The sequence below is a fragment of the Dyella koreensis genome (assembly GCF_044904565.1).
Lineage (GTDB): Bacteria > Pseudomonadota > Gammaproteobacteria > Xanthomonadales > Rhodanobacteraceae > Dyella_D > Dyella_D koreensis.
In genome coordinates, this window is the sequence record NZ_JADIKD010000009.1 from 457994 (window position 1) to 477945 (window position 19952).

General features: G+C 65.5%; 17 protein-coding genes. 12 read left to right on the forward strand and 5 right to left on the reverse strand.

From position 1 onward, the window contains the following. Positions 1-524 precede the first annotated feature (524 nt). Positions 525-1037, reverse strand: a complete 513-nt coding sequence (locus ISS97_RS09390; protein ID WP_379985080.1) for a molybdopterin-dependent oxidoreductase — start codon at positions 1035-1037, stop codon at positions 525-527. 191 nt (positions 1038-1228) lie between these two features. Here ISS97_RS09390 and ISS97_RS09395 point away from each other — a divergent pair, with 191 nt between their 5' ends. Beyond that, positions 1229-3250: an alkaline phosphatase family protein gene (locus ISS97_RS09395; RefSeq protein ID WP_379985079.1), complete on the forward strand. Its 2022-nt coding sequence runs from the start codon at positions 1229-1231 to the stop codon at positions 3248-3250. On the opposite strand, the gene ISS97_RS09400 is transcribed toward ISS97_RS09395, so the two are convergent. Beyond that, entirely contained in the window at positions 3251-4930 is a 1680-nt protein-coding gene (locus ISS97_RS09400) for an LTA synthase family protein (protein ID WP_379985078.1), read from the reverse strand. A 235-nt stretch (positions 4931-5165) separates the two neighbouring features. On the opposite strand from ISS97_RS09400, the gene ISS97_RS09405 reads away from it, so the two are divergent. Continuing rightward, the gene (locus ISS97_RS09405; protein ID WP_379985077.1) at positions 5166-7151 is read left to right on the forward strand and encodes a bifunctional 2',3'-cyclic-nucleotide 2'-phosphodiesterase/3'-nucleotidase; all 1986 of its coding nucleotides are present in this window, start codon (positions 5166-5168) and stop codon (positions 7149-7151) included. 49 nt (positions 7152-7200) lie between these two features. Here the strand turns inward: ISS97_RS09405 and ISS97_RS09410 are convergent, their stop codons facing one another. Beyond that, positions 7201-7743: a DUF2501 domain-containing protein gene (locus ISS97_RS09410; RefSeq protein ID WP_379985076.1), complete on the reverse strand. Its 543-nt coding sequence runs from the start codon at positions 7741-7743 to the stop codon at positions 7201-7203. Between the two features lie 206 nt (positions 7744-7949). On the opposite strand from ISS97_RS09410, the gene ISS97_RS09415 reads away from it, so the two are divergent. Then, positions 7950-8192, forward strand: coding sequence for a hypothetical protein (locus tag ISS97_RS09415; protein WP_379985075.1), 243 nt, complete (start codon positions 7950-7952; stop codon positions 8190-8192). A gap of 44 nt (positions 8193-8236) precedes the next feature. On the opposite strand, the gene ISS97_RS09420 is transcribed toward ISS97_RS09415, so the two are convergent. Then, positions 8237-9091 (reverse strand): NIPSNAP family protein, encoded by an 855-nt coding sequence (locus ISS97_RS09420; RefSeq protein ID WP_379985074.1) that lies wholly within the window; start codon positions 9089-9091, stop codon positions 8237-8239. Between the two features lie 30 nt (positions 9092-9121). Then, positions 9122-9691 (reverse strand): hypothetical protein, encoded by a 570-nt coding sequence (locus ISS97_RS09425; RefSeq protein ID WP_379985073.1) that lies wholly within the window; start codon positions 9689-9691, stop codon positions 9122-9124. A gap of 184 nt (positions 9692-9875) precedes the next feature. Between ISS97_RS09425 and ISS97_RS09430 the strand changes: the two genes are divergently transcribed. The 9 genes from ISS97_RS09430 to leuB all read left to right on the forward strand — a co-directional run bounded on the left by ISS97_RS09430 (position 9876) and on the right by leuB (position 19777). Next, positions 9876-10055 carry a hypothetical protein gene (locus tag ISS97_RS09430; RefSeq protein WP_379985072.1) on the forward strand — a complete coding sequence of 60 codons (180 nt, stop codon included), beginning with the start codon at positions 9876-9878 and terminating at the stop codon, positions 10053-10055. A gap of 146 nt (positions 10056-10201) precedes the next feature. Further along, positions 10202-11308 (forward strand): homoserine dehydrogenase family protein, encoded by a 1107-nt coding sequence (locus ISS97_RS09435; protein ID WP_379985526.1) that lies wholly within the window; start codon positions 10202-10204, stop codon positions 11306-11308. Then, positions 11305-12285 carry a homoserine kinase gene (locus ISS97_RS09440; RefSeq protein WP_379985071.1) on the forward strand — a complete coding sequence of 327 codons (981 nt, stop codon included), beginning with the start codon at positions 11305-11307 and terminating at the stop codon, positions 12283-12285. Before ISS97_RS09435 ends, ISS97_RS09440 begins: the two co-directional genes overlap by 4 nt. Beyond that, positions 12282-13613, forward strand: coding sequence for a threonine synthase (gene thrC / locus ISS97_RS09445; RefSeq protein WP_379985070.1), 1332 nt, complete (start codon positions 12282-12284; stop codon positions 13611-13613). The genes ISS97_RS09440 and thrC overlap by 4 nt, the downstream gene beginning before the upstream one ends. 471 nt (positions 13614-14084) lie before the next feature. Further along, positions 14085-15692, forward strand: a complete 1608-nt coding sequence (locus tag ISS97_RS09450; protein WP_379985069.1) for a 2-isopropylmalate synthase — start codon at positions 14085-14087, stop codon at positions 15690-15692. Further along, positions 15689-16693, forward strand: coding sequence for a branched-chain amino acid transaminase (locus tag ISS97_RS09455; protein WP_379985068.1), 1005 nt, complete (start codon positions 15689-15691; stop codon positions 16691-16693). The genes ISS97_RS09450 and ISS97_RS09455 overlap by 4 nt, the downstream gene beginning before the upstream one ends. Continuing rightward, positions 16690-18102, forward strand: a complete 1413-nt coding sequence (gene leuC, locus ISS97_RS09460; RefSeq protein WP_379985067.1) for a 3-isopropylmalate dehydratase large subunit — start codon at positions 16690-16692, stop codon at positions 18100-18102. Before ISS97_RS09455 ends, leuC begins: the two co-directional genes overlap by 4 nt. Continuing rightward, positions 18099-18683: a 3-isopropylmalate dehydratase small subunit gene (leuD, locus tag ISS97_RS09465; protein ID WP_379985066.1), complete on the forward strand. Its 585-nt coding sequence runs from the start codon at positions 18099-18101 to the stop codon at positions 18681-18683. The genes leuC and leuD overlap by 4 nt, the downstream gene beginning before the upstream one ends. Further along, complete coding sequence (leuB, locus tag ISS97_RS09470; RefSeq protein WP_379985065.1) at positions 18680-19777, forward strand: 3-isopropylmalate dehydrogenase; 1098 nt, start codon at positions 18680-18682, stop codon at positions 19775-19777. Before leuD ends, leuB begins: the two co-directional genes overlap by 4 nt. Positions 19778-19952 lie beyond the last annotated feature (175 nt).

The window sequence follows — 19952 nt, forward strand, 5'->3', positions numbered from 1 at the left end:
TCTCTTTGCTGACCCAAAGAGAAAGTAACCAAAGAGAAATGGTCTAGAAGAGCGCGGCGAGCTTCGTAGCAACACTTATCCCAGTATCAGACGTCGGGTTTGCTCCTGCCCCCTCCCCTGCTCGCAGGGGAGGGTTGGGGAGGGGTGAGTACTTGAGAAAGCGTTTCGGGATAGGTTTTCTCAAGTGCTTACCCCCTCCCGGCCTCCCCCTGCGAGCAGGGGGAGGAGAAAAGCGCGGGTCTGACGACGCCAATCAGTTCCAGAGGAGAGCGGAGCAAGAAACGAAGCCATCCGGATGTCTGGCACTGGAAGATGCGCAGCTAAAAGCCCACCGCCTGCTCTTCAGGCCATTTCTCTTTGGTTACTTTCTCTCTAGGCCCCCCCTCGGGGGGTTGGGCCAGCAAAGAGAAAGTGACCCGGCTCGCGGCAGCGAGTCGGAACGCCCGCTGCGTAAGCGGCCAGGTCGCGATAGCCCAACATTAAAGGCCCACCCCGCGCGCAAAGGGATGGAGCAGAACAGGCTCTCAGGGCCCGCCTGAAGTACCCGCATCCACCACCTCAATCGCGATGACGCCACGCACCCAGCGTGCAGGACGCTTATCGCCCGGCACCACCAGCCGGAACGGACCATCACTCGTCAGCGGCTGGCCATCGCGTGCATCGGCCAACAGCACCGTCGTGCGCGATATGGAAGGATCCAGCTCAGCCAACCCGAACACCGCCTGATAGTGATCCCCAGCCGTGACGCGCACGAACCGCGCCAGGCCGCGCCCACGCAGCGGCTTGTCGAGCGGCGCGCCGGCACGGCGAAGCAGCTCATCGAGACCGACGCCGCTCCAGAGCGCGGGCTTGTCGTCGTGCGCCGCGGCCGTCACGCGGGTATGCGGCAGACCCGCCAGCGCAGCCTGGTCGAACACGACCGGCTTGCCATCCACCACGACGCGAAGCGTTGCCGCGGGCTCCGCCGCCTGCGCCACGGAAGCCAGCAGGCATCCGATGAACAACCACGCATATCGATAACCGCATGTCCGCGTCATGGTCTTGGTATCCATTTCCGTGAGTGTGCCTGGATCGGTCCAGGGCGAGCCGTGGCAATCCATCGGGCCAGGGCCATTGGTAGTTGCCGCACCCGACCGGCGTCAAGTGAGGACTTCTTGCGCCGACACCAAACTGCAACACGCCTCACCCAGCATGACCGGTTTGGTTCACCCCATTCGCCGAGGTTCCGATGTCCCCGCTCCATCGCTGCGCCCTGAAGGCCGTGGCCGCTGCCCTGTTGGCCGCCGTTTCCGTGAGCCCCGCTCTGGCGGCACCGCACCGCGTAATCCTGTTTGTGTGGGACGGCATGCGCCCCGATGCGATCAGCGCGGAGGACACACCGAATCTGCTGGCGCTGGCTCAGCGCGGCAGCTTCTTCGAGGACAACCACTCGACCTATCCCACCTTCACCATGGCGAATGCGTCGAGCTTCGCCACCGGCGCGTTCCCGGGCACGATCGGCTTTTACGGCAACCGCTTCTGGGCCACCCCGCAGGCGGGACTGAAAACGCTGCCCAAGGCGCGCAGCACCAGCGGCGAGGATGTGAATTTCCGCAATGCGGTTTATGTCGAGGACGATCTGGTCCTGCGCGGCATCGACAAGGCCAGCGATGGCGATGGCTTGCTTGAGTTGCCCACGCTGTTCGCCGCCGCACAAAAGGCCGGTTTGAAAACGGCCGCCATCGGCAAATCCGGCGCGGCCTTTCTGCAGAACTACCGTCTGCCCAATCACGGCGATCCGGACCGCGTCGGCCTGCTGCTGGATGAGAAGACCGCGTTGCCGCTGTCTTTCGCGCAGGAACTGCAGAAGGCCGGCTATCCGCTGCCCAAGACCACTCCCAACACCTATGGCGACGGCGAACTGGCGCTGCGCGAAGACAACGACAGCCCCACCGACCGCGGCAAGGCGGCCCTACTCAAGGATGGCGCCACCAGCGATGCCACCGCCGGCAACGACACGCCACCCACTGCGGCGAACGCGTGGATGATGAAGGTGTATCTGGAAGAAGTGCTGCCCAAGCATCGCCCCGACTTGAGCGTGGTGTGGATGCGTAATCCGGACACCACGCAGCACATCTACGGCGTCGGCTCACCGGAATTCCATCTCGCGCTGCAGGCGCAGGATGCGTTGCTTGGCCAGCTCGAAGCGAAGCTGCAGGAGCTGGGCATGGCGCAGGACACGGACGTCATCGTGGTCTCCGATCACGGCCACAGCAATATCGCCGGTGCGCGCGACCTGTTTCCGCTGCGCCAGATCAATGACGGTCGCGTGGCCGGTATCGACAACGACTGGGGTTACTCCGTCTCCGGCGGCATCCGCATGGCGCATGAGTTGACTACCCGCGCCCACATTCCCACCTTCGATGGTCTTGGCTGCGTCTACGCACCGGTGATGAGCGGCCTCCGCGCCGACGGAACGCAGTTGATGCCGACGCGCTACGACGACGATGGTCACCTGTGCGGCAAGCCCGGCGCGTACACCACGCCCAGCTATGTGGTGCCGGAGCAGCTGCCCAAGGGCGCGCTGGTCACGGCGCCCAACGGCGGCACCGAATACTTCTATCAGCCGGAACACAATGCGGACGTGGTGAAGCGCGCCGTGCGATTCCTGCAATCGCGCGAGTACGTGGCGGCGGTGTTCGTGGCGAAGCGTTACGGCAACCTGCCGGGTACGTTGCCGGCAGAGAATGTGCATCTGGAAAACGCCAAGCGTGGCCCGGACATCATCGTCAGCTACGCCTGGGATGCCGATGCGGTGATCCAGGGTTTCCGCGGCACCGAGTACTCCACCGTCTTCCCCGATCTCCCCAGCGAACGCGGTGAGCACGGCAGCTTCAGCCCGATCGATGTGCATAACACCTTGCTCGCGGCCGGTCCCAACTTCCGCAACGGCTTCCGCGACGCGCTGCCCAGCGGCAATGTGGATGTGGCGCCGACTATCGCCGCCTTGCTCGATCTGAAGTTGCCGCAGGCGCAAGGCCGCGTGCTGCACGAAGCGCTGAGTGGCACGCTCACGCGTCCGCTCGACGCCTACCAGCTCAAGCCAGCCGAGCTTCGCCCCGCACAGCCGGCCAGCGGCCTGACCATGCAGCGTGTGGACGGCAGCGCGTCACGAGGCAGCAGCTACAGCTTCGTGGTGCAGCTCAAGCAGCTGCAGACCGACGGCAAGACGTATACCTATTTCGATCTGGCACGCCCCGAGCGGAAGTGATCATTCCTCGTAGACGTGCAGATGGTTGAAGGTCCACGCGTGGTAGGACTTCACCAGATCCTGGTCGATGCAGTCGCTGTACAGACCATTGCAGCGCGTGCGTAACACGGTGGCGGCGGAGAAGTACGGGTCCACCGGTACGCCCGCCGCCTGCAGCACCATGTTGGGCAGGTGCGCGATGTCGAGCATCGGATAGCTCGGCATGCTGCGGCCGGGCACGTTGCTCTTGATCATGTAGTAGGTCAGGTAGTGCTTGTACGGCTGCAGGGCGGCCGGCCAAGTGCGCGGCATATCGCGGATCAGGCCGCCGAACGAGGGCTGGTGGTCGCCGAAATGCACGATCACCGTCGGCTCCGGGCGATCCAGGAAGTCTTTCTCCAGCCCACTCATCGCCACGTCGGAGTTGTGCAGGTTGGATAGATAGGTGTTGAGGTTCAGTGCCTGCTTTTCCGGCACGCCCTTGATCAGGCCGCGGTTGAACGGTGCCGGCAGCGTGGACAGCGGATCCATATCGTGCGGGCCGTGCTGCGCCAGGGTCAGGATCATCATGAAGACGGGCTGGCCCGGTTTCTTCACCTTGTCGTAGACGCGCTTGGCCGCATCGAACATCTGCGCGTCGGTCTCTTCCCACTCGTCCAGCCCCAGTTCTTTGGCGTCGTAGAGATGGTCAAAACCGTAGGCCTTGTAGGCATTGCGGCCATTGAGGAAGGCGCCATTGGTCGGATAGATCGCGATCGTCAGATAGCCCAGGCGCTGCAACTGTTGCGGCAGTGAATCGCGCACGTGCGGCGCCAGCACATAGGGCGCGTACATGCCGCCGGGGCCGAAGATGTCCTGCGGCATGCCGGTGAGCACAGCGAACTCGCTCACCCAGGTGCCGCCGCCGAACGTGTGCACGCGCAGCGGGCCGTGGGAGAGCGTGTGCTCGTCCGGCTTGAACATCTGCACCTTGCACTGCGGAATGTTGCACGCGGTGAAGTTGGAGGGGTCGAAGGTGCTTTCTTCCAGCACCTGCACGATGTCGGGATACGGCGGCTGCACCGAGCCAGGGCCGCCTTGCGCAGTGGCGCTCCATTCCTGCTCGGCCAGCGTGTCGCTGGTCATCGCCGGCAGGGTGACGTCGGAGTCGCGGAAGTTGATGAAGAAGTTGGTGAGCTGCGCGTCATCCGACAGCTTCTGCCACACATCCTTGGCATGTACCTGGGCGAACGGCCCCACCGGCAACAGGCACCACCAGAACGCCAGCGCGCACAGGACAGCACCACCCACGCGCACGGCGAGCGCCTTGGCTGGCGCCAGCCTGGACAGCAGACGGCGGTCGCCGCGCCACACCAGCCACAGACCCAGCGGCACCAGCACCACCACGCCCAGGCTCAGCTCCCACAGATGCGGGTAATGCCCCAGCGTCTCCAGCAAGCTGGAACGCATGTAGTACACGAAGTCCGACGGCATCAGCGGCGAATCGAGATAGCGCTGCTTAAGCACGGACAGAAAGCTGAGGCCGAGGAACAGCGCACCGGTAACCACCAGGGCGGTGGCCACACGGGCAAAGGCGAACAGCAGCACCCCGAAGGTGCACAGCATCAGGGCCAGTACGAAACCTTGTTGCTGCAGCACTGGCTCCTGTCCGGCGGTGGCGCGCACGCAACCGACGAAGAAAAGCAGGGCACACAGCCACACGCCGCTGTTCCGCGTAATGCGAAACGGTTTTTCCTGCATGTTGCGCAAGGCCCCCTGTCCGGCCGGTGTGTCATCGGGGCGCCATCTTACGGTCTTGCCACGGTCACAGACAGAACCGGAGGTAACGGCCAAATGGCGCCAGAAAAGGATTCAGCCGGCGTTGGCCCGTTTTCTTCCCGCGAAGCGTCACGGCGATCTGCTAGCTTTTATGGCTCGCAAGTTCTTAGGGAATCCCATGACACCTCGCCTGCTCCCCTTCGCCGCCCTTACCGCCGCACTGCTGGCCGGTTGCGCCAGCCAGAGCTTCAAGCCCGGCAAGCTGCCCGAGGGGGCGCGCGCCGATGTGGCGATCCTGGAAACCACCGACATCCACGCCAACGTGCTGAGCTACGACTACTACAAGCTCAAGCCCGACAGCTCGCTGGGCTACGAGCGCACCGCCACCCTGATCCGCCGCGCCCGGCAGGAGTTTCCCAACAGCTTCCTGTTCGACAGTGGCGACACCATCCAGGGCAGCGTGCTGGCCGACTACCAGGCCCAGGTGAAGCCGGTGGCCTGCGATGAGGAGCTGGCGATCTACACCGCCATGGATGCCCTCGGCTACGACGGCGGTACCGCCGGCAACCACGAATTCAATTACGGCCTGTCCTTCCTGTCGCAGGTCACCGGCACGCCGATGAACGTGGAAGGCGGCCGCAGCGACCGTTGCGCCGGCCCGCACTTCCCGCTGGTGCTGGCCAACGTGTTCAGCGCGCGCGACGGTGCGCCGATCTTCAAGCCATGGACCGTGGTGGAGAAAAACGTCGAGGCCTATACACCGGACGGCAGCAAGATGAGTGTGCCGCTCAAGGTCGGCATCATCGGTTTCACCCCGCCGCCGATCATGGAGTGGGACAAGCAGAACCTGGAAGGCAAGGTCACCGTCACCGGCGTGATCGAGGCGGCAAAGAAATACCTGCCGGAACTGCAGGCGCAGCACCCCGACCTCATCGTCGCCGTGCTGCATGGCGGCCTCGACACCAACACCTATACCCACGAGATGGAGAACGGTGGCTGGTATCTCGCCGCCGTGCCGGGCGTCGATGTGCTGTTGCTCGGCCACTCGCACACCGAGTTCCCCGGCCCGCACTACAAAGGCATGAATGAAGTGGATGCCGAACGCGGCTTTGTGCGCGGCACACCCGCCGTGATGGGCGGCTTCTTCGGCAAGGACCTTGGCGTGGTCAAGCTGGCGCTGACCCGCAAGGACGGCAAGTGGGTGATCGACAAGCAGCAGACGCATAGCGAAGTGCGCCCGATCTGCCCGCAGAAAAACGATTGCGTGCCCGCCGATTCGGCCATTGCGCCACTGGTGGCGAAGGCGCACCAGGCCGCGCTCGCGCATGTGAACACGCCGATCAGCGAGAGCCGCGTGCATATGAGCAGCTACTTCGCCGACGTCGGCAACATGACCGCACTGGCCGCGGTGAACGCCGCGCAGCTCGACTATGTGATGACGGAACTGCCCAAGACGCACCCGGAGCTGGCGAACGTGCCGGTGCTCGCCTCCGCCGCCGCGTTCCGCACCGGCTTCGGCGGCCCGGACGACTACACCGACGTTGCCGCCGGCTCGCTGAGCCTGCGTAGCGCCGCCGATCTCTACATCTATCCGAACACGCTGACCGCGGTGAAGATCGATGGCGCGGGCCTCAAGGCCTGGCTGGAAAAGTCCGCCGAGCGCTTCAATCGCATCGATCCGGCGCAGACCACGGAACAGCCGCTGATCAACGAGCGCCAGCCCGGCTTCAATTTCGACCAGATCCAGGGCGATATCGCCTACGTCATCGATATCTCAAAGCCCGTGGGCGAACGCATCACCAGCCTGCGCTGGAAGGGCAAACCGGTGGATGCGAAGCAGGCTTTCATCGTGGTCACCAACAACTACCGCGCCAGCGGCGGCGGTAACTTCCCCGGCCTCGACGGCAGCAACATTGTGCTTAGCGCACCCGATGGCACGCGCGAGATTCTCGCCAGTTGGATCGAACGCCATCGCAACATCGCCGCGAAGGATCTGCCGGCGACGTCATGGCATTTCGCACCGCTGAAAACGCGCGGCCCGGTGGTCTTCAAGGGCGCGGCCGGCAAGCAGGCGGTGGCGCAGGCGGCGGGTGTCAAGAACGTGCGCCAGGTGAAAGATCATGGCGACGGCACGGCGACTTACGCCATCGATCTGTCGCGATGAATGTCGCGCGCGGGGCATCGCTCACGGCGATGCCCCGCCCCTTCGCCGGTTACATGCCGATGAAGGATTTGCCCTGCTTCAGCACGGTGTCGCAAACCTTGTGGGTGAGCTGCGACTTGAGGTCGCCCGCGCCGCCACTGCTACCGCCACCGAGGCTGGACAGATCCATGCTCTTGCCGCTGCCGGTCTGCAGGATGCCCTTGGCGCCGCTCAGGTAGCCCGGATCGCTGGTCGGGTCGCCGCTGGTTGCGGCGGCCTTCTTTTTCTTGCCGCCCAGCAAGCCGCCCAGCATGTCGCTGGTGCCCGATGATTTGTCGCTGCTGCTGCTTGAGCCGGAGGAACCACCACCCAGCTTGCCGAGCAACTGATCTTTGATGCCGGACGCGCCCGAATCGCCGCCCAGGTAATTGTTCTTCACGCAGTACTGCAGCAGGCCGGCCACATTACCCATGCTGCCCGAGCTCATCGAGCCACCGCCACCGGAAAGCAGGCCGCCAAGCTTGCCCAGATCCTGCGCGCCACTGGTGCTGCATGCGAGGCCAAGCACGATGGCCAGGCCGGTTGTTGCGATACCGCCGATACGCTTCTTCATGTGCGTCCCTCCGTCCGTCAGGTGAGCGCATTCAACACTGCGCCTGGTTATGCCGGCGTCACCGTACGAAGGCGGCCCAGCCAGATTACTTTGGGCCATCCTGTGTGAATGGATATGGATTCCGGGGCCGGGGGTTCCAACACCTGAGCCTTCTGCGATGCTCGGTTTCCGGGCTCACCGCTCAGCCACCTCAAGGAAGCCGAGCCATGTCGCGACAACCAAATTACTGGTTTCCCGCCAAGCGCTACGGGTGGGGATGGGGACTGCCTGTCACCTGGCAGGGCTGGGTCGTACTGCTGGGGTATGCCGGGCTGATAGCGGTGTCGGCCGCCAGGTTGCTTCCCCTACGCCACGCCGCCTTCCTTGGGAGCGTGGCCCTGTGGACCGCTCTCCTGGTCGCCGTCTGCTGGTGGAAAGGCGAGCCGCCTCATTGGCGCTGGGGCAAGTAGGCGCTTCGCCACTCCACGCATAGCGCCCATCGAACGCCATCAATTCACGGCGACGGATGGCCACCTTCCAGCCAGCGCAGTCGTGAGCGCGGCGTCGGGTCCATCACTACACGTTCGATCTCGCCACGCAGCAGGCCAGTAGCGGCGAGCGATTGCTCGGCGGCCTTCATCGCCGGGGCAACTTTCGCGTCCAGCATCGCGTTGTCTTTCACTACGCCAACCCAGACCAACCACGGACCGTCCGTGCGTATCGGCAACTGCGGAAAGTTGTTGGGTACATCGAGCGAGATAAGCACGCCCGCTTCGTGCACGCCGTCGATGCGATAGTGCGCAAACGCCGCTTCGCTCTGTTTCGCGAAGGCCTCTTCGCTGCCTTTCTTCACCGGGAAAATCTGCATCACCACCACACCCTGCGCACCCTTGGTTTCCTCGACGGGATCGACGGCGGGCAGTACCAGCAGGCCGTGTTCGGGATGCAGTGGCTGCAGCAGGATCACGTTGTCGCTGTCGGGCAGAATGGCGTTGACCTTGCTGCGGTGCTCCTTCCATAGCGGGCCGTAATAAAACTCCGCGCAAACCACCGGACGCGCCGACAGATCTTTGTAGCCGCGCAGCCAGGTGAAGTGATTGGGGTTGCCGCGCTCGAGAAACTGCCCGAACACCATCGCACCAAGTTGCTCGAAGGCTTCCGGAAAGTAAGTGTCGAAGTATTTGGCGAAGCGCTCGCGTGCACCATCGGTCGTGGTGTAGCGGCGCAGCTCAATGGTCTGGAAGCTGGACAGGTGTTTCACGCTTTCGGCCTGTGCCGATGCGTTATGGGCCGGTGCTGCCTGCGCAGCGGCGGCGCAAGTGATGACGGAGGCCAACGTGCCGGCCAGAAGACGTTCGAAGCGATTCATGGATGGTCCTTGAGTAAATAGCGCGATGGATCAGCGGGTGAAGTCCATGATCCAGTTGGTTTCCCAGGACTTGCCGCCGTCCGGCGAGAACGCCTGCTCCCAGGTCACGTGGTTCTGGCCGAGCCGCTTCCAGGTGGTGCGCACGGTGATCGGCTTGCCGGCATAGGTGTCCTGCCCTTCGAAATGGCCGACATCGCCGGTGAAGCCACCCGTGACCGGCGGCTGCAGCACGCCGGGCGCGCTGCGGTTTTCCACGAAGTACTCATTCCATTGCTGGGTCTTCGGGTTGTAGAGCTGGAGCGCGACGCTGACGAAATCCTTCCAATGGTCGGTGCGGTAGTGCTCCTCGTTGCCGAGATTGCCGGGCAGCGCGATGAACTCGTCGGTGGCATCGAATTCGATCCAGTCATGCGAACCCACCAGGCGCTTGGGCAACTGCCGGTTGTGCACCTGCCAGGGGCCGCCGCGGAGGAAGTCCAGATCGTGGGAGCCGTCGCGCGTCGCCGGCATACCGGTCTGGGCCGCGTGGCTCGCTTGCGGAGCCGCGGTGGACAGCAGAAGCATGGCAACGGCAACAGCGAATCCTGGCTTGATGGTCATGGCGGGTTCCTGGGTGGATGGGGTGCCGGCGCCGCATCAAGGACGCCACCCGCATCAAGCTAGGCGTGTAACAGGACGGAATTCGCCCTTATTTCCATGCCGCCGTCGAAGCCCGCCACAGGCGGCCGGGGCCGGGGATCCCGCGCCCTAAAGTTTCAGATGAACCTGTTGACTGCGGTGCAGCATGGCTCGTATGGTCAACGCCATGTCGCCGCTATCCGCGCCAGCACGCATGCACCTCAACCCGGTTTCCGCCGGGCGCATGCCGTTGTGCAGCGGCGTCATCGCAGCAGCTATCTCCGCCACGACTATTACCACCGGTACCGGTACCACCGGCTACGGGTGGGTGTCAGCGCGCGAGTAATCTCTCACACGCAACGGCCCCGCCCTCGATGAGGCGGGCCGGCACACACCGAACCGCCAGCGAGACGGGGCTCCACCCAGGAGACCACCGTGAACGCCCTCGCACCGCAACTCGACCAGGCTCATCAAGAGCCACCTAAACAACCGCTGCTCCAACGTGCGCTGCCGACGACCACTCCACGACGCCGCACGCTGGCCGTGGGTCTGATCGGCCCCGGTCGTGTCGGCAGCGCCCTGCTCACCCAACTGCGTGCGGCGCAGGGACGTTTGTCCGAAGCGGGACTCGAGCTGAAACTCTGCGGCGTGGCCGCCAGCAAGCGCATGTGGCTGGACTGCGACGACCCGGACCTCAACTATCGCTGCGACCGCGCCCAGATCTGGCGCCCCACCGATCTGCATCAGTTCGCGGCACATATCCGCGGTGACGACAACCGCCATGCCTTGCTGATCGACTGCAGCGCCAATGACTTCGTCGCCTCGCACTACGCCGACTGGCTGGCCGAAGGCGTCCATGTAGTCACCCCGAACAAGCTCGCCGGCAGCGGTCCGCTGTCGCGCTGGGAAGCCATTCGCGCCGCCTGTCGCGCCGGCATGCGTTTCCGTTATGAAGCCACGGTGTGTGCGGGTCTGCCAGTGGTGCAGACGCTGCGCGACCTGCTCGATACCGGTGACGAACTGCTCGCCGTCGATGGCATGTTCTCCGGCACGCTGGCCTGGCTATGCAATCGCCACGACGGAAGCCAGCCATTCTCCGCGCTGGTGCGCGAGGCGCATGCGCTGGGCTATACCGAACCCGATCCGCGCGACGACCTCTCCGGCATGGACGTGGCGCGCAAGCTGGTGATCCTGGCCCGCGAGGCCGGCTGGGCGCTTTCGCTGGACGACGTGGAAGTGCAAAGCCTGGTACCGGCCGAACTCGCCGCGCTTTCAGTTGACGACTTCATGGCGCGGCTCGATGAACTTGATGCCCCGATGGCCGCGCAACTCGCGATGGCCCGTGCGCAGAACGGTGTGCTGCGCCATGTAGCCAGCCTCGATCGCGATGGCCGCGCCAGCGTGAAATTGGCCGCACTGCCCTCATCTCATGCGTTCGCCCATACGCGATTGACCGACAACGTGGTCCAATTCACCACGCGTCGTTACCACGACAATCCGCTGTTGGTGCAGGGACCGGGCGCCGGGCCGGAAGTGACGGCGGCCGGGGTGTTCGGCGATTTGCTGCGCATCGCCGAGTCGCTGGAGGCCCGCGCATGAACGCTCAACTGGTGGAATCGATGTCTGTCTTGCCGCAACGCGCCCTCTCCGCTCACGCCGAATCGCCTGCCAGCGTCGGCAATGTCGGTATCGGTTTCGACATCCTCGGCCATAGCGTGGCCGGCGCCGGCGATCGCGCCGAAGTGCGCCGCATCGACGAACCCGTCGTGCGCATTGCGGCCATCCATGGCTGCGTCGATGCGCTGCCGATGGACGCCGCGAAAAACACCGCCGGCATGGCGCTGATGGCACTGCGCAAGGCGCTGGGTCTGCGGCACGGTTTCGAGATCGTGCTGCACAAGGGCATCGCGCTCGGCTCCGGCATGGGCGGCTCGGCCGCTTCCTGCGTGGCCGCGCTGGTCGCCGCCAACGCCTTGCTGGAACGCCCGCTTCCCGCCGAATCGCTCTACGGTTTCGCGCTGGAAGGCGAAGCGGTCGCCAGCGGCGGCCGTCACGGCGACAACGTGGGCCCGATGCTGCTGGGTGGCCTGGTGCTCGCCACGCGTGATCGCCTGGTGCGCGTACCGGTGCCGGAACATTGGCACTGCGCGCTGGTCCATCCCCACATGGTGCTCGAGACACGCAAGGCACGCGCGGCCCTGGCCGGCGATTACCAACTCGGCGAATTCGTCGCGCAAAGCGCCAACCTCGCGCTGGTGCTGGCCGGCTGCTATCGCGGCGAAGCGGCGCTGGTGCGCGACGGTCTCAAAGACGTGCTGGTCGAACCGCGCCGCGCGCCACTGATCCCCGGCTTCAACCGCGTAAAGCAGGCGGCGATGGACCACCGCGCACTCGGCGCCAGCATCTCCGGCGCCGGCCCCAGCGTGTTTGGCTGGTTCGAACAGCGCGACGACGCCCTGAAAGCATCCGCGGCGATGTCCGCCGCGTTCGCGGAAGCCGGCCTCGACAGCGACGTGCTCGTCTCGCCCATCAACGGCCCCGCCGCCACGCTTATCGACGCCACGAGGAAGGCATGAGCGAGCCCCTGCTTTATCACAGCACGCGCGGTGCCCGGTCCGGCGCACGCATCGACGAAGTGATCGCCGCCGGCCTCGCGCCGGATGGTGGCCTGTATGTGCCGGAGGCTTTGCCGCGGCTCGATCCCGCTGCGTTCGATCCCGATGGCAGCCTGGCCGATACCGCCACACGCCTGTTGATGCCGTTCTTCGCGGGCCACGCACTGGCCGATGCCTTGCCGGCGATCTGCGCCGAGGCATTTGATTTCGAGGCGCCGCTGCGGCCGCTGCGATCCCATCCCGGCGCCTCGATGCTGGAGCTGTTCCACGGACCCAGCGCGGCGTTCAAGGACTTCGGGGCACGGTTCCTCGCCAGCTGTTTCCGCCGTCTGCGCAAGGCGGGCGAGCCGCCGCTGACTATCCTGGTCGCGACCTCCGGCGACACCGGCGCCGCCGTGGCAGCGGCGTTCCATCGGCAGCCCGGCGTACAGGTAGTAATCCTCTACCCCGACGGCCTGGTCTCGCCGCGCCAGGCACACCAGCTCGGCTGCTTCGGCAATAACGTGCAGGCGTTGCGCGTAGCCGGCCGCTTTGACGACTGCCAGCGCATGGTGAAGGCCGCGCTCAACGACGCGTCGCTGCAGGCGCAGCGCCCGCTGTCTTCTGCCAACAGCATCAGCCTCGGCCGCCTGCTGCCGCAGATGGCTTACTACGCGCACGCCGCGCTGCGCTGGCATCACGAGCATGGCCGCCCGCTCAACTTCATCGTACCCACCGGCAACCTAGGCAATGCGCTCGCCTGCCTCTGGGCGCGCGAGATGGGTCTACCCATCGGCGAGGTCGAACTGGCCTGCAATGCCAACGAGACACTCAGCGACTTCTTCGCCGGTGCGCCGTACACAGCGCGCCCAGCCGTCGCCACCCTGGCCAACGCCATGGACGTGGGCGCCCCCAGCAATTTCGAGCGGTTGCGCTGGACCTTCCCGCACGACGACGAATTGCGTGGCCTGATCAACGCACACAGTGTCAGCGACGCCACCATCCGCGATACCGTGCTTCGCCACGCCGCGGAACATGACGACGTGTTCTGCCCGCACACCGCCACCGCAATGCACCGACTCGACCAGCGTAGCGAACAGGAAGGCTGGGCCGTCGTCGCCACCGCGCATCCGGCCAAGTTCGAAAGCGTGGTCGAGCCACTGATCGGCCGTGCCGTGCCGGTGCCACCGGCTCTGGCGGCGATGCTGGACCGGTCGGCGCAGGCGGAGCCGCTGGAGGCCAGCGACGAAGCGTTGAAGCAGTGGCTGCTTGCATCGAATACCCGCACCGACGCGCGAAAGACCGCCTGAGTCTTCGGCCGTTGCCGGCAACCCGGCAACGGCCGGCCCTGGTTTCAGAAGCAACCAACGCCGCTTTTCAATACGCCGACGTACGCCACAGCGGGCCATGCGCCACATATGCGCATTTCCATCCAGCCATCTGGACGTCTAAATGTGATCGAGCAAACTTTTTCAAACTATTTCACAAGAAACTGTTGACAGCCCCGGCGGGGGCCGTTACGTTCGATCACATGTCGCAGCGCAACAACCACCTCAGCACCGCCGAAAAGAGTCGTCCTCCGACGCTCTACGGCCTGCTGCGACTGCGCGGCAACCTCCTTCTTACCCTCGTACTCGTACTCCTTATTACCAACGGAGGTGCGGGCTGAGGGCTTGTGTCCAGGTAAAGCAAAACTGACCTAGATACCCCGAAGAACCCCGCACCCGGAAACGGATGCGGGGTTTTTTATTGCCCTCCGCGACGCCTCAGCGGAGCCAATGATGAAGACCCAGGATCAACCCAACAGCGAGAGCAGCGACGTGAGTGACGTAGCTGCCGACCGCGTGCGTATCTTCGATACCACCTTGCGCGATGGCGAGCAGGCGCCTGGTTTCGCCATGGATCGGCGCGCCAAATTGCGCATGGCGCATGCGCTCGAAGCGCTTGGCGTGGACATCATCGAAGCGGGCTTTCCGCAGGCGTCGCCGGACGATTTCGCCGCTGTCGCGGAGATCGCCAGGGTCGTGCGCAACTCCACCATCTGCGGCCTGGCGCGATGCCAGCCCGGCGATATCGACACCACCGGCCGCGCGCTGGAAGCGGCACACCACTCCCGCATCCACGTGTTCCTCTCCACCAGCCCACTGCATCGCGAACACAAGCTGGGTATGAGCAAGTCGCAAGTGATCGATACCGCCGTCGCCGCCATCGAACGCGCACGCGGGCTGTGCCACGAAGTCGAATTCTCCGCCGAAGACGCGCTGCGCACCGAACCCGAATACCTGGCCGAAGTCTTCAGCGCCGCCATCGCCGCCGGCGCCACCACGCTCAACGCTCCCGACACCGTCGGCTATACCACGCCGGCCGAGATGGCCGAGCTGTTCGCTTACCTGCGCCAGCACGTGAAAGGCGCCGAGCGCGTGGTGTTCTCCACGCATTGCCACGACGACCTGGGCATGGCGGTCGCCAACAGCCTGGCCGCGGTGAGCGCCGGTGCACGTCAGGTGGAATGCACCATCAACGGCATCGGCGAACGCGCCGGCAATGCGTCACTGGAAGAAATCGTGATGGCGCTGCGCGTACGCGCACCGCACTTCGGCGTGGGCACGCGCATCGACAGCCGCAAGCTGTATCCCACTTCGCGCCTGCTGACGCAGCTGACCGGCCAGGCTGTGCCGCGCAACAAGGCCATCGTGGGCGATAACGCATTCGCGCACGAATCGGGCATCCACCAGCACGGCATGCTCAAGCACCGCGGCACCTACGAAATCATGCGCCCGCAGGACGTCGGCATCGCCGAAACCAAACTGGTGCTGGGCAAGCACTCCGGCCGCCACGCGCTGCGTCAGCGCCTGCAGGCACTGGGCCATGAGCTGGACGACAGCTTGATGGACGGCGTGTTCGCCCGCTTCAAGGCACTGGCCGACAAGAAGCAGGAAATCCACGACGAGGATCTGGAAGCGCTGGCCCTGGGCCAGGATCCGGACGCTGCCGGCCCATGGCATCTGGTGCACCTCAACACCGCCTCGCATCTGGGCGGCAGCGCGTCGGCCTCGGTGCGGCTGTCCCATGACGACGGCCGCGAGATCGGCGAAGCCGCCATCGGCGACGGCCCGGTCGACGCCGTGCTGCGCGCCTTCCAGCGCGCTACCGGTACCGCACTCGAACTCACCCAGTTCCAGGTGCGCGCCGTGAGCGAAGGCGGCGATGCCCAGGGCCAGGCCCAGCTAACCGCGCGCCACGCCGCGCGCGACTGGCGCGGCAACGGCGTCAGCACCGACATCGTCGAAGCGACCGCGCTGGCCGCGCTCGCCATCGTCAACCGCATCGAGCGACAGGCGCCGCAAGCCACTGTCGCCGCACCGCAAGTCCAAGGAGCCTCCGCATGACCACGCCATTTCTCTGGCACAACGGCCACATCAAGCCGTGGACGGAAGCCACCGTCCACGTCAGCACCCACGCGCTGCACTACGGTTCCTCGGTGTTCGAGGGCGAACGCGTGTATGCCACGCCGCAAGGGCCGGCTTATTTCCGCCTCGCCGATCACACGCGCCGTTTGTTTGAGTCGGCTCGCGTGTACGAGATCGAGATCGGCTACACCGAAGACCAGATCAACGCCGCCTGCATGGAAGTGATCCGCGCGAACCGCATGGGCTCGGCCTATGTGCGCCCGATCGTGTTCCGTGGCGCCGGTGGCCTGGGCGTGCTGCCGAAGGACGGCGCACCGGTGGACGTGGCGATCATGGCGCTGGAATGGGGCGCCTATCTCGGCGATGCGCGCGAGAACGGTGCCGATGTGTGCGTGTCTTCATGGCAGCGTCCCGCGCCGAACACCGTGCCGAGCTGGGCCAAGGCCGGCGGCAATTACCTGAGCAGCCAGCTGATCGGCCTGGAAGCGCGCCGCGGCGGTTACGCCGAAGGCATCGCGCTGGGCCACAACGGCCTGCTGAGCGAAGGTGCGGGCGAGAACGTGTTCGTGGTGAAGAACGGCAAGCTGCTCACCCCGCCGACCAGCGCCGGCATCCTCGCCGGCATCACCCGCGACACGGTGATGACCTTGGCCGAAGACCTGGGCATCAAGGTCGAAGAACGCGACCTGCCGCGCGAAGCGCTGTACACCGCCGACGAAGTGTTCATGACCGGCACCGCCGCCGAGATCACGCCGGTGCGTTCGGTCGATCGCAAGCCGGTCGGCACCGGCAAACCAGGTCAGGTCACGCGCGCCCTCCAGAAGGCCTTCTTCGGGCTGTTCGACGGCAGCACGGAAGACCGCTGGGGTTGGCTCACACCGGTATCTGATGCGGTCGTCCCTGACCGCGAAGATCAAAAAGCGGCCATCCATGGCCGCACTTCTCACCAACAGCACTCTCCGATGGAGGCTTCTGCATGAGTCCGCGGACCCTTTTCGAGAAGGTGTGGGACACGCACGTCGTCGCAGCGGAAACGGACGACACACCGGCCATCCTCTACGTCGACCTGCATCTGGTGCATGAAGTCACCTCGCCACAGGCCTTCACCGAACTGCGCGAGCGCGGCCTGAAACTGCGCCGTCCGGATCGCATGCTGGCTACGCTGGATCACTCCACACCCACCCTGCCCGCCGCCGCGAATGGCGAGCGTCCCTACGCGAACGACGAAGCGAAAGCGCAGGTCGCCCAACTGGAAGCGAACTGCCGCGAGTTCGGTGTGGAGCTGCATGGTTGGGATAGCGACGACCGCGGCATCGTGCATGTGATCGGCCCCGAACTGGGTGCCACCCAGCCCGGCATGACCATCGTCTGCGGCGACAGTCACACATCCACCCACGGTGCGTTCGGCGCGCTGGCCTTCGGCATCGGCACTACCGAAGTCGGTCACGTGATGGCCACGCAATGCCTGCTGCAACGCAAGCCAAAGACACTGGCGATCCATGTGGACGGCCATCTGCCGAAAGGCGTCGGCGCGAAAGACCTGATCCTGCACATCATCGGCGAGATCGGCGTGGACGGAGGCACCGGCTACGTCATCGAATACCGCGGCGACGCCATCGAAGCGCTGTCGATGGACGAGCGTATGACCGTCTGCAACATGTCGATCGAAGCCGGCGCGCGCGCCGGCCTGATCGCACCGGACGACACCACCTTCAACTGGCTGAAAGGCCGTCCGCGCGTGCCGCAGGGCGCCGCCTGGGATGCCGCCGTGGCGAAGTGGCGCGCACTGCGCACCGATGCCGGCGCCCAGTACGACCGCGAAGTGCGCATCGACGCCAGCAAGGTCAAACCCACCGTCACCTACGGTACCCATCCGGGCATGGCCATCGCGATGGACAAGCCCGTGCCCGCCGCGCGCTCCGCGCAGGAAACCCGCGCACTCGCCTATATGCACAGCGAGCCGGGCAAACCGATGCAGGGCACGCCGGTGGACGTGGTGTTCGTCGGCAGCTGCACCAACTCGCGCCTGTCCGATCTGCGCGAGGCGGCCAACATCCTGCGCGGCCGTCGCGTTGCCAACGGCGTGCGCATGCTGGTGGTGCCGGGTTCCGAAGCGGTGCGCCGCGATGCGGAACGCGAAGGCCTGCACCAGGTATTCACCGAAGCCGGCGCCGAGTGGCGCGTGCCAGGTTGCTCAATGTGCATCGCCATGAACGGCGACCTGGCACAGCCGGGTCAACTGGTGGTGAGCACTTCCAATCGCAACTTCGAAGGCCGCCAGGGCAAGGGCGCACGCACGGTGCTGGCAAGCCCGGCCACCGCTGCTGCTTCCGCGCTGGCCGGCGTGATCGCCGATCCGCGCGAATACCTGACGGAGGCCGCAGCATGAATCCGGTAACCCGCATCCACTCGCGCACCGCCGTGCTGGCGGACGAGAACATCGACACCGACCGCATCATCCCCGCGCGCTTCCTCACCACCACTGAGCGCGCTGGCCTGGGCAAGCTGTGCTTCCACGACTGGCGTTATCAGCCGGACGGCAGCGACAACCCGGCGTTCCCGCTGAACAAGCCGGAGGCCAAGGGTTGCTCGATCCTCGTCGCCGGCCGCAATTTCGGCTGCGGCTCCTCGCGTGAACACGCGCCTTGGGCATTGCTGGATTACGGCATCAAGGCCGTTATCTGCAGCGAGATCGCAGACATCTTCCGCAACAACGCGCTGAAGAACGGCCTGCTCGCCATCGTGATTTCCGAGGCGGAGCACAACTGGCTGCTTTCGCATCCTGGTATCGAGCTGACCATCGACGTGCGCGGGCAATTCATCGCGCTGGCCGACGGCGGCCATGTGCCGTTCAAGCTCGAAGCCTTCGCCCGCCACTGTCTGCTCAACGGCGTCGACCAGCTTGGCTACCTGCTGCAACACGCCGACGCCATCACCACCTACGAGAAGAAACTGGAGCACGCCGCATGAAAGCTCGCATCGTCACCCTGCCCGGCGACGGCGTTGGCCCGGAAGTCACCGCCGCCGCTGTTGCCGTACTCGACGCCGTCGCCGAACACTTCGGCCACGAGTTCAGCTACGAGGAACATCTGATCGGTGGCTGCGCCATCGATGCCACCGGCGAACCGCTGCCGGCCGCATCGCTGGAAGCCTGCAAGAGCGCCGATGCGGTGCTGCTGGGTGCCGTGGGCGGCCCGAAGTGGTCCGATCCGCACGCACCGGTGCGCCCGGAACAGGGCCTGCTCGCCTTGCGTGCGGCGTTGGGTGTGTACGCCAATCTGCGCCCGCTGCAGGTGCATCCCGCGCTGGCTGCGTTGTCGCCACTGAAGAACGAGAAGCTGAAGCACGTCGACGTGCTTTTCGTACGCGAATTGACCGGCGGCGCCTACTTCGGCGCGAAGACGCGCACCACCGACACCGCCACCGACGAGTGCAAGTACACCGTCGCCGAAGTGGAGCGCGTGACCCGTCGCGCCTTCGAGCTTGCGCGCGGCCGCCGCCACAAGGTCACCTCGGTGGACAAGGCGAACGTGCTGGAAACCTCGCGCCTGTGGCGCAGCACCGTGCAGCGCGTCGCTGCCGACTATCCGGACGTGAAGCTGGAACATCAGCTGGTCGATTCGATGGCGATGCTGCTGCTGACCCAGCCGTCGCACTACGACGTGGTGGTCACCGAGAACCTGTTCGGCGACATCCTCACCGACGAAGCCGCTGCGCTGGCCGGTTCGCTGGGCCTGCTGCCCTCCGCTTCACTGGGTGAAGGCAAAGCCGGCCTGTACGAGCCGATCCATGGTTCCGCGCCGGATATCGCCGGCAAGGGCGTCGCCAATCCGGTGGGCGCGATCCTGTCGGCCGCCATGTTGCTGCGTCATTCGCTGGGCCTCGAACATGAAGCCGTCGCTATCGAAGCCGCGGTGGCGGACGTGCTGGAACGCGGCCCGCACACGCGCGACATCGGCGGCCAGGCCGGCACCGATGCCGTCCGCGACGCCGTGCTGGTGGCGTTCGAAGTGCATGCCGCCGCCTCCGAAGCCTTCTTCGCCGGAGCGCGCGCATGCGGCTAAGTTCGGCCGCCATGAATCCACGCGAAGGCCATACGGCCTTCGCAACCTCTGCTTCTCCCTGCGTGCAGCAGGCAACGAGGGCGCCGCACACCTTGCCCCGGGTGTCCGCCACTCCCCGCGCCCTGTCCCGCGAAACCCCTGCACGCAGGGAGAGCACCTTCCACTGTTCCGCCAA